Raw genomic sequence first — 10477 nt, 5'->3', positions numbered from 1 at the left:
TTACTACGGATCGCCTAGAATTGTTAAAACTTTTATCTGCACAAATTGCTATTTCTATTGAGAATGCTCAACTTTACGATCAATTAGGGGAATACTCGCGAACACTGGAACGTAAGGTTATAGAAAGAACGCAAGAATTGGAACAGGAAATGGCTGTCAGAATGCAGACAGAAATAGCCTTGGGCAAGTCTGAGGAAAAGTTTTCTAAAGCCTTTCGTTCCAGTCCTAACCCGATCGCGATCGCCCGATTCGCAGATGGACGCTACATCGAAGTGAACGACAGTTTCCTCAGCACTTTTAGTTACTCTCGCGAACAGGTAATTGGTTTTACAGCAATTGAGTTGAATCTTTGGCTGAATTTAGAACAAGGTGACAGATACAAACAGCTATTACAAGAATCAGGAGTGGTTCGCAATCAGGAATTTGATTGTCGTACTTCTTCAGGGGAGGTGAGGAAGATGCTGTTATCAGCAGATATTATTGAGCTGGGTGGAGAAGCGTGTATTCTCTTAGTCATTAACGACATTACCGATCGTCAAAGGGTAGAAGAAGCGCTCAAACAAAGCGAGGCTAAATACCGTGACTTAGTTGAAACATCGCAGGATATGATTTGGTCAGTTGATGTTGAAGGGCGTTATACCTTCGTCAACGCTGCCGTCCAACAGATTTTTGGCTACAGCCCTGAAGAAATGATAGGGCGAAAATTCAGTGAGTTTCAGATACCTGAACAACTTCCCAAAGATAACGAGATATTCCAACGTATGCTGAATGGAGAGTCCGTATTTCAGTATGAAACCATACAATTAGCTAAAGACAGCAGACCTATCAATCTCCGGTTTAATTCACTTGTAGTGCGGGATTCCGAGGGAAACATTCTAGGAATAACTGGCACAGCCAGCGATATTACGGAGGACAAAAAAGCAGAGGCAGCCTTACAACAAGCCAAAGAAGTTGCAGATGCGGCTAACAAGGCTAAAAGCGAATTTTTATCAAAAATGAGTCACGAATTGCGAACTCCCCTCAATGCAATTCTCGGCTTTACCCAAGTGCTGGGACGCGACCCATCCCTTTCTCACATACAGCAGGAACAGATCGCCATCATTAGTCGTTCTGGCGAGCATTTGCTGACGCTGATTAATGACGTTCTGGAAATGTCTAAAATCGAGGCAGGTCGGATTACATTAAATCCTACTAGCTTTGACCTGTATCATTTGCTCCATTCTCTAGAAGAAATGCTCAAACTCAAAGCTGATTCTAAAGGTTTACAGCTCAGTTGGCACATCAATTCTAACATTCCTCAGTATGTAAAGACTGACGAAAGTAAATTGCGTCAAGTCTTAATTAATCTGCTAGGAAATGCGATCAAGTTTACTACGAAGGGAAGTGTGACACTTCGGGTTGCAGCAATTAGTGCAAAACAAAAGTCCCCAACAGACAACGAACCACGGACTATTACGTTTGAAGTGGAAGACACGGGCCACGGCATTGATCCTACTGAGGTAGAGTCTTTATTTGAGGCTTTTGTACAAACTGACGCAGGTCGGAAATCTCAAGAAGGAACTGGCTTGGGTTTACCCATCAGCCGACAATTCGTACAACTGATGGGAGGAGACATTACCGTCAGCAGTACCTTGAATCGAGGAACAATTTTTAGTTTTGATATCCAAATTAGCTCCCCTGAGATGGCTGAAGTTCAACCTCGACAATCAAGAAAACGGGTAATTGGTTTAGAACCCAACCAACCCTCATATCGCATCTTGGTGGTTGATGATAAATGGGAGAGTCGTTTGCTATTGGTTAATCTTCTCGAACCGCTTGGCTTGGAGGTGCGCGAAGCAGTAAATGGTCAAGAAGCTATTAGAATTTGGGAAACTTGGAAACCTCACCTAATTTGGATGGATATGCAAATGCCTGTGATAGACGGATATGAGGCCACCAGACAAATTAAAGCCAAGATTAAAGATGAGGCTACCCCGATTGTTGCGTTGACCGCTAGCGCTTTTGAGGAAGAACGAGCCATTGTTTTATCATCAGGCTGTGACGATTTTGTGAGCAAGCCTTTCCAAGAAGAAGTGATTTTCGCAAAAATGGCTGAACATTTAGGGGTACAGTATATTTATGAAGATTTACCGAACTTTACATTATCTCAGCTTGAGGGTCAAGACTTGAGTGTAAAAGAAGAAGAAAAAACTGAAAATTTAAGGACAACTTTGGCGGAAATGCCTACGGAGTGGGTGATACAGTTACATCATGGAGCTATCGATGCTGATGCCGACCTGATTTTAAGTTTAGTCGCCACAATCCCTGAATCCGATACTTCTTCTGCGGAGGTTCTCACCGATTGGATTCATAATTTTCGATTTGATAAAATTACTGCCTTAACAGAAAAATTTATCCCATGAACAGCCAGCAATTAGAATCTCATGTTGCCAATCTTTTAGTGGTTGACGATACCCCCGACAACCTGCGTCTTTTATCCACTATGTTGAGCGACAAAGGATATAAGGTTCGGGGCGTAATAAATGGGGAGATGGCATTAAAAGCAGCGCGTTCAACTCCACCAGATTTGATTTTGCTCGACATCACAATGCCCCAGATGAACGGCTATGAAGTTTGCGAACACCTAAAAGCCGATTGCAGAACTTCGGGTATTCCAGTTATTTTCTTGAGCGCCCTCGATCAAGTGTTGGATAAAGTCAAAGCATTTGCTGTGGGAGGAGTAGACTACATCACCAAGCCATTTCATTTAGAAGAAGTTTTAGCTCGTGTCGAAAATCAACTAACTATTCAGCGTTTGCAAAAAAAAATGCACGAGCAAAATGCGCGATTGCAGGAGTCAGAGGCTAAAGAGCGGAAGAAATCCCAACAACTAGAGCTGGCTCTACAACAGTTACAAAATGCACAAGCTCAACTCATCCAAAGCGAGAAAATGTCAAGTTTAGGGAATGTCGTAGCAGGGGTAGCTCACGAAATTAACAATCCGATTAATTTCATTAAAGGGAACCTCGGCCCCATAACGGAGTACACTGAAGATTTGCTGAGGCTGGTGCAACTCTACGCAGAAGATTTTCCCAATCCCACAGCCGCTATCCAGGAACAACTGGAGGCAATCGATTTCACTTTTCTCAGGAATGACTTGCCGAAGCTAATTGCTTCTATGAGCATAGGAGCTGACAGAATTGGAGAAATAGTGCAATCGCTGCGGAATTTTTCCCGACTCGATGAATCTGAGTTGAAAGCGGTGGATATCCATGAAGGGCTGGAAAGTACGCTGCTGATTTTGCAGCATCGGCTGAAAGATGAAGCTGATCAAACGATAATTAAAGTGGTAAAAGAGTATGAGGATCTGCCAAAGATAGAATGCTACGCAGGGCAAATGAATCAGGTTTTTATGAACATCCTGACCAATGCGATTGATGCGTTGCAGTCACAAAAAAGTTGGGAAAAAGAGGCGGATGATAACAGCCCCATCCCTACTATTACTATTTGCACGAAGTTACTCTCCGATTTTCAAGTGGGTATTTATATTACTGATAATGGGCCGGGCATAACCGAAGATATTCAACAACGCATATTTGAGCCATTTTTTACAACGAAGCAAGTGGGCAAAGGAAAGGGTTTGGGGTTATCGATTAGCTATGCTATTGTAGTGGACGACCACGGCGGGCAACTCCGTTGTTTTTCGATACCGGATCAAGGGGCGACATTAGCCATCGAAATTCCGATTCACTACTCTTCTAAAAAATGTTTTTATAAAGAAGATTTGGTCGGGTTATAATCCACAATAAAATCAAAGTATTCCTAAAGGGTGTAACATCGGGAATCGTGTTTATTTAGGAGTCATATCATGTCCGATAGATTAAGCATAATATCCCGGTCGGGGCGGGTTTTTGAGATTGTCAATTATTGGCAGGTATTGTTGGTGAACCCGCCCCAACTCTTGGTCACAGAGTCCGAAACTTTTTCCGGCAAAGCTCCTTAAATTACCAACGGTGCAGATTTGCTTTTTTTCACTAGCTTATGCACGCACTCTCAAACCCAAAATAATGATAAATTTCCACCCTCATTCTTTTTCGGCAAAAACCCTAGCAATTGTTTGTGCAATTGCTGCGTTTGTTGTCCTTGCTAGCCAAGTCTTTGCCACAACAATCGATTATGCACCGCCCTTTAAAGAAACTAGCTTTTACAGTACGACGATATCTGCTAATAACGATTTAGCTGACATTTATTATCCTAAACCATCCGATCTTAATTCGGGTAATTACTCTTTCCCCATTGTACTTTTATTGCAAGGTGCGCTTGTAGATAAAACATTTTATTCAGATTACGCTAGCCACGTGGCGCGGTACGGCTTTGTGGTAGTCGTTCCGAACCATTTGCGCCCTTCGCCCTTCAATCCCAGTTCACCCCCTAATTTGGCGTCGGAAACTTCGCAAATTGCTGCGGTTTTGTCGCAAATGGCGATCGAAAACACGAAGCCCACATCCCCGATTGCGTCTGTTATCGATACGCAGCGCCTTGGTTTATTGGGTCATTCTTTTGGTGGTGCAGTGGGGTTATCGGTGATTGCTAACAAATGTCTCCCAGAATTGTATTTGTGTCAAGAGCCATTTACGCGCCCGAAAGAACTATTAGCGGGTGCATTTTTTGGAGCTAACTTGCGGAATCCTATTGCTAATGAATTTGTACCCATCGCTAATGATGGCATTGCAGTGGCGTTGATTCAAGGATCTATCGATGGTGTCGCCCTGCCCGATCGATCTCAAAGCACCTTTGACCAAATTCAAACACCACCCAAAGCTTTGATTACTGTTATGGGTGCCAATCACTTCGGCATTACCGATGTTAATAACCCCGCTGGTGCGAACCCCGATCGCAATACTGCTACCTTAGAGCGAGCCGTGGGTATTGAAACGATCGCCCGTTGGAGCGCGCTATTTTTGCGGGCAAATATGCTTAAAGATCGATCGGCATTTGATTATATTTACTCTCAAGGTGACGCCCTCGATCCGAATGTCGGTGTTACCTCCGTTGCACTTCCCTAACCATCTTCTAAGTAGCTACCTAAAAAAACGTAATATAGATTAACGCTAATAGATAGTGTGCCTACATTTTTATTATGGGGCATCACTTATCTGGCATACCGCCAGCAGTATATTGTGTTAACCATCTATGTACAGTAATTCTATGTACACCTAGACGTTCAGCTACATTTGTAAGGCTTTGACTCGCTCCTGTTTTTAACCAATAAAGTGCCTGAATTTTTTGTTTATTAGGTAGAGTGCGCTGCTCGGACAGAATTATTTTTAACTCGTCTGCTTTTAAATCTATTCTTACTTGGTAGTTTACTTTCATAAAGTATTACTCAAACTTTGTTCTTCATTGTATCAGCTAGTTTTGGACAATGATATCATTAAGTAAATTTTCCTTTTCAGTAACGTCAGCCTGTCGCTTAAAGACTAGCAACGTAATATCATCAAACACTTTCTGCTTACCGATATGTTGCCGCACATCTACAATCACCGCATCCTTAACTCCTGCTGCAGACTTGTGCCAATTTTGACTGATTACTTGACACAATTGCTTCAGTCCATACTGCTTTTTGCGGATGTTATAGGCTTCTGGAATGCCATCAGTATAAAGCACCACGCCATCTCCAGGTTCTAGCTCAATCAGGATGTGACTGATGAACTCTGCGATATCATCATCTAACGCGATCGGGAAGCCTAACTCCATCGTGTCGATGCGCTCAACATCTCCATTTTTTCGCACAACTAGCGTTTCTTCATGCTGACCGCTTATGCTAATGACTCCTTGGGAGTAGCTCAAAATCGCCAGCGTCAGACTTTTCTCAGAGTTCATGCGCTGTACGTTTTTGTAGAGGGTACGGTTGAGTACATCCAGGAATCGAACGGGGTCTAGTTCACGAATCTCTTGCAGGGTGCGAACTGAGGTTTGCGCCATCAGCATCAGAATGCCGCTTTCGAGGCCGTGTCCGGTGACATCACCGATCGCCAGTGTGACAACACCATCGATCTGTAGCACGTCGTAGTAGTCACCTCCTACTTCATCAGCGGGTTCCATGTATCCGGCGATATCTAGTCCGTCAATTTCCAGTTCCTCAGGGTTAGGCAAAATCATTTGCTGGATGTGACGCGCGACATTCAATTCTGCACCTAAGCGGAGGTTGTCTACTTTGAGTTTTTCGTTGAGGGCAATGATTTCCTGATTAGCATTAGCGAGTTCTGCTGTTCGTTCTTTAACTTTGTCTTCGAGGGTTTCAAAGGATTCTTGGATTTGCCTCGCCATGCTATTGAAAGATCGTGCCAGCAGACCGATTTCGTCTGCAGATCGCATCTTCACACGCATATCTAAGTTACCCGCCGTAAACTGGGCAACCGCTTGGGTGAGATAAATCACAGGCTTTGTTAATAGTTGTGCGATCGCCAAAGCGATGATAGTTACAATTGTGGCGATGATTGCTAATAAAAGAAGTGCATCACGTATTTGTTTTTCTACAGGTGCTAGGGCAACGGCAATGGGCTGTGCGAAAAGAACTGACCAAGGTTTATATTTCAGGCGGGCGATCGCTAAGAGGCTCAACTCATTATTACCCGTAGCTGCCAATCGTGTGGTTAGATAAGGCTGTTTAGTGTCTAAAGCTTGCTTGAGGTCGGGCAAATTGATTGCAAGTTCTTTCGTTAGAGTCTTAGGCAAACGCCCTTCGCGTTGCAGTTTCGCTACAACATTGGGTGACAAAGGCACAATCGATTTGAAAAGGAGTTCAGGTGTAGTGCTATGTGCCAGATGGATATAGTGATCATCTAAAAGAACTGCTAAGGATTTCGCACCTGCGCGTTCAGTTTCCCGAGTCACCAACTGCTGGACAGATGTGGCATTGTATGTCACTCGCAATACACCCAATATATTTCCCTTCGCATCGCGAACAGGACTGCTAAAAAAAAGCGTAGCGAGGTTGGGAATTGTCGTCGATTGCCTAATACTAGAAACAAAAGGTAGTTGAGTTTTGAGCGGTTCTTGGAAGTAATCTTGGCCGGATTCATCTCGTCCCAAATCCGGTGTATTCGTATCGAGTACATTCCGTCCCTTTAAGTTGAGCAAGGCATAGGAGATAATATTAAGCATATCTTTGCGACTGAGCCGGGTTAAGGTTTCAGTCGCTAACATCTCTTGGGGACTACCATTTCGCCGTTCTGGAGGTAGGCCCAGATAGGCCGCCAAACCTGGTAAAATCGCTTCTACGCGCACAGCATTGAGATTCCCATCGATAAACCCATCTATTCTGTAAGCGGTTTCGTTAGCCGCCGCAGATAGGGCTTGTCGTGCGTTGTCGGTCAATGCCTTTTGAGTTGTCTGCTTGTTGATAAATGCTAACAGCAGCAACGGAATTAGAGCAACGAGGAGAAACGACACGATTAACTTTGTACGAATGCTTTTGAAAAAGGAGCGCTTCATGGTTTCAGGCTAGGAGGGGGGGTTAAGAAAGAAGAATTGAACAATTTTTCTAGATTGGGAAGGCGCGTCACATTGCCAGCGCGAATAAAAAAGTCCGCATATTTCTTGGCAGTTTTGTAGATATAATTAGGACTGTCTGATTGAAAGAAGTTTTGATTTTCTGCAAGGTTACTGAGGTCTATTCCCTCGAAAGAGATTGTGGTGATCGGAATATTCAACGCTTTGCTCACGATCGCGTTTCCTTCGGGAATATTTGCTTCCCAATATGACAAGCCTTGAAGCCAGCCTCGCACAAAGGCGCGAATATCTTCGGGGCGATCGCGTATCGCCTCACCCCGAAACGCGACCAAATCCAAAATTAAGCCTGGGGTTTGTTTGCTTGTAAACAGGATATGCGCCCCTAATTTTAATGATTCAGAAATATGCGGTTCCCAAGTGTGCCCTGCTTGGATAGCATTGTTTTGTAAGCGATTGGGAACTTCTAAACCATCAACTTTAACCAGCCTAACATCATCGCTCGTCAGCTTAGAGATTTTCAACATCTCAGTAACGAAGACTTCGCTAAAGCCGCCTAGATTTGCACCAACCTTTTTTCCTTTCAAGTTAAGAATTGTTTTAATGTTTGATTCCGCGACTACCACATCTGCACCTGTCGATTCAGACACAACCATCACAGCTTGCATATCAGGATATGTGGCACTCAAGATCATAAAATCTCCCAAGGTTAATCCGATCCCATCATACTTGCCTGCACTGAAATCTGCTTGTTGCAATTGTAAGTAGTCTGCATAGCTGAGTTCCACGTCTACCCCTTGCGCTTTGAAGAATCCTTTCTCTTGAGCAATGAGGCCCGGTCTATGGCCAACAAAAGAGATCAAACTTACTTTCAGGGGAGGACGTTTTACTTTTAGAGATTCCACAGAATGACAAGCAAACAGCAGCCCGCAGGTAATAATAATAAAGATGCTGTTGAAAAAGGAGCGCTTCATGGTTTCCGACTAGGAGGGGGGGTTAAAAAAGAAGAATTGAACAAGGTTTCTAGATTGGGAAGGCGCGTCACATTGCCAGCGCGAATAAAAAAGTCCGCATATTTCTTGGCGTTTTTGTAGATATAATTAGGGTTGTCTGATTGAAAGAAGTTTTGATTTTCTGCCAAGTCAGTGAGGTCTATTCCCTCGAAAGAAATTTTGTTGCTGGGAATATTCAACACTTTGCTCGCGATCTCGTTTCCTTCGGGAATATTTGTTTCCCAATAAGACAAGGCTTGAAGCCAGCCTCGCACAAAGGCGCGAATATCTTCGGGGCGATCGCGTATCACCTCACCCCGAAACGCTACCAAATCCAAAATTAAGCCTGGGGTTTGTTTGCTTGTAAACAAAATTTTTGCTCCTAATTTTAATGATTCAGAAAGATACGGTTCCCAAGTGTGCCCTGCTTGGATAACCTTGTTTTGTAGGCGATCTGGAACTTCTAAAGCATCGACTTTAACCAGGCTAACATCATCGCTCGTCAGCTTAGAGGTTTTCAACATCTCAGTAACGAAGACTTCGCTAAAGCCGCCTAGATTTGCACCAAGCTTTTTTCCTTTCAAGTTAAGAATTGTTTTAATATGCGATTCAGCGACTACCACATCTGCACCTGTCGATTCATCCACAACCATCACAGCTTGTATATCAGGATTTGTGGCACTCAAGATAATCAAATTGCCCAAGGGCAATCCGATCCCATCGTACTTCCCTGCACTGAAATCCGCCTGTTGCATTGAGTAGTCTACATTGCTCAGTTCCACGTCTATCCCTTGCGCTTTGAAGAATCCTTTCTCTTGAGCAATGGTGACAGGTATATAGCCAATAAAAGGGACAAAACTTACTTTCAGGGGAGGACGTTTTACTTTTACAGATTCCACAGAATGACAAGCAAACAGCAGCCAGCAGGTAATAATAAAGAGGCTGGTGAAAAAGGAGCGCTTCATGGTTTCAGACGAGGAGGGGGGGTTAAAAAAGAAGAATTGAACAAGGTTTCTAGATTGGGAATGCGCGTCACATTGCCAGCGCGAATAAAAAAATCGGCATATTTCTGGGCAGTTTTGTAGATATAATTAGGGCTGTCTGATTGAAAGAAGTTTTGATTTTCTGCAAGGTCAGTGAGGTCTATTCCCTCGAAAGAGCTTGTCTTGATTGGCATATTCAACGCTTTGCTCACGATCGCGTTTCCTTCGGGAATATTTGCTTCCCAATATGACAAGCCTTGAAGCCAGCCTCGCACAAAGGCGCGAATATCTTCGGGGCGATCGCGTATCGCCTCACCCCGAAACGCGACCAAATCCAAAATTAAGCCTGGGGTTTGTTTGCTTGTAAACAGGATATGCGCCCCTAATTTTAATGCTTCAGAAAGATGCGGTTCCCAAGTGTGCCCGGCTTGGATAGCATTGTTTTGTAAGCGATTGGGAACTTCTAAAGGCTCGACTTTAACCAGGCTAACATCATCGCTCGTCAGTTTAGAGGCTTTCAACATCTCAGTAACGAAAACCTCGCTAAAGCTGCCTAGATTTGCACCGAGCTTTTTTCCTTTCAAATTAGGGATTGTTTTAATGTCGGATTGGGCGACTACCACGTCTGCACCTGTCGATTCATCCAATACCATCACAGCTTGCATATCAGGATTTGTGGCACTCAAGATCACCAAATCGCCCAAGGTCAATCCGATCCCATCATACTTCCCTGCACTGAAATCCGCGTCTTGGAATTGTGAGTAGCCTACATAGCTGAGTTCCACGTCTACCCCTTGCGCTTTGAAGAATCCTTTGTCTTGAGCAATGATGAGAGGTGTATAGCCAACAAAAGGAACACAAGATACTTTTAGGGGAGGAGGTTTTACTTTTAGAGGTTCCGGAAAATGACAAGCAAACAGTAGGCAGCCGGTAATAATAAAGATACAGATGAAATTGAGTAGTTTAGACATACTATCTAAAGCATTCCTGGTGTAGAAAAGGCGATTTATA

Annotated in this window: 8 protein-coding genes; 3 read left to right on the top strand and 5 right to left on the bottom strand. The window is 43.7% G+C overall.

Features of this window, described 5'->3' with window-relative positions:
- The 3 genes from QUA25_RS21075 to QUA25_RS21065 all read left to right on the top strand — a co-directional run.
- Window positions 1-2402: PAS domain S-box protein (locus QUA25_RS21075; RefSeq protein WP_333041071.1), on the top strand; the 2402-nt coding region annotated here is incomplete at its 5' end.
- Entirely contained in the window at window positions 2399-3778 is a 1380-nt protein-coding gene (locus tag QUA25_RS21070) for a response regulator (protein WP_333041070.1), read from the top strand. The genes QUA25_RS21075 and QUA25_RS21070, both read left to right, overlap by 4 nt.
- A 268-nt stretch (window positions 3779-4046) precedes the next feature.
- Complete coding sequence (locus QUA25_RS21065; protein ID WP_333041068.1) at window positions 4047-5045, top strand: poly(ethylene terephthalate) hydrolase family protein; 999 nt, start codon at window positions 4047-4049, stop codon at window positions 5043-5045.
- 82 nt (window positions 5046-5127) lie between these two features.
- Here QUA25_RS21065 and QUA25_RS21060 read toward each other — a convergent pair whose 3' ends face one another.
- Genes QUA25_RS21060 through QUA25_RS21040 form a run of 5 tightly spaced genes read right to left on the bottom strand, consistent with a single transcriptional unit; the run spans window position 5128 to window position 10437 of the window.
- The gene (locus tag QUA25_RS21060; RefSeq protein ID WP_333041067.1) at window positions 5128-5355 is read right to left on the bottom strand and encodes a helix-turn-helix domain-containing protein; all 228 of its coding nucleotides are present in this window, start codon (window positions 5353-5355) and stop codon (window positions 5128-5130) included.
- Between the two features lie 36 nt (window positions 5356-5391).
- Window positions 5392-7476, bottom strand: a complete 2085-nt coding sequence (locus QUA25_RS21055) for a SpoIIE family protein phosphatase (RefSeq protein WP_333041066.1) — start codon at window positions 7474-7476, stop codon at window positions 5392-5394.
- The gene (locus tag QUA25_RS21050) at window positions 7473-8465 is read right to left on the bottom strand and encodes an ABC transporter substrate-binding protein (protein ID WP_333041064.1); all 993 of its coding nucleotides are present in this window, start codon (window positions 8463-8465) and stop codon (window positions 7473-7475) included. The genes QUA25_RS21055 and QUA25_RS21050 overlap by 4 nt, the downstream gene beginning before the upstream one ends.
- Entirely contained in the window at window positions 8462-9448 is a 987-nt protein-coding gene (locus QUA25_RS21045; protein WP_333041063.1) for an ABC transporter substrate-binding protein, read from the bottom strand. The genes QUA25_RS21050 and QUA25_RS21045 overlap by 4 nt, the downstream gene beginning before the upstream one ends.
- Entirely contained in the window at window positions 9445-10437 is a 993-nt protein-coding gene (locus QUA25_RS21040; protein WP_333041062.1) for an ABC transporter substrate-binding protein, read from the bottom strand. The genes QUA25_RS21045 and QUA25_RS21040 overlap by 4 nt, the downstream gene beginning before the upstream one ends.
- Window positions 10438-10477: the final 40 nt, after the last annotated feature.

This window comes from Microcoleus sp. Pol17C6 (assembly GCF_036701145.1).
GTDB lineage: Bacteria > Cyanobacteriota > Cyanobacteriia > Cyanobacteriales > Microcoleaceae > Microcoleus.
This window is presented reverse-complemented; position numbering and strand designations above follow the sequence as displayed.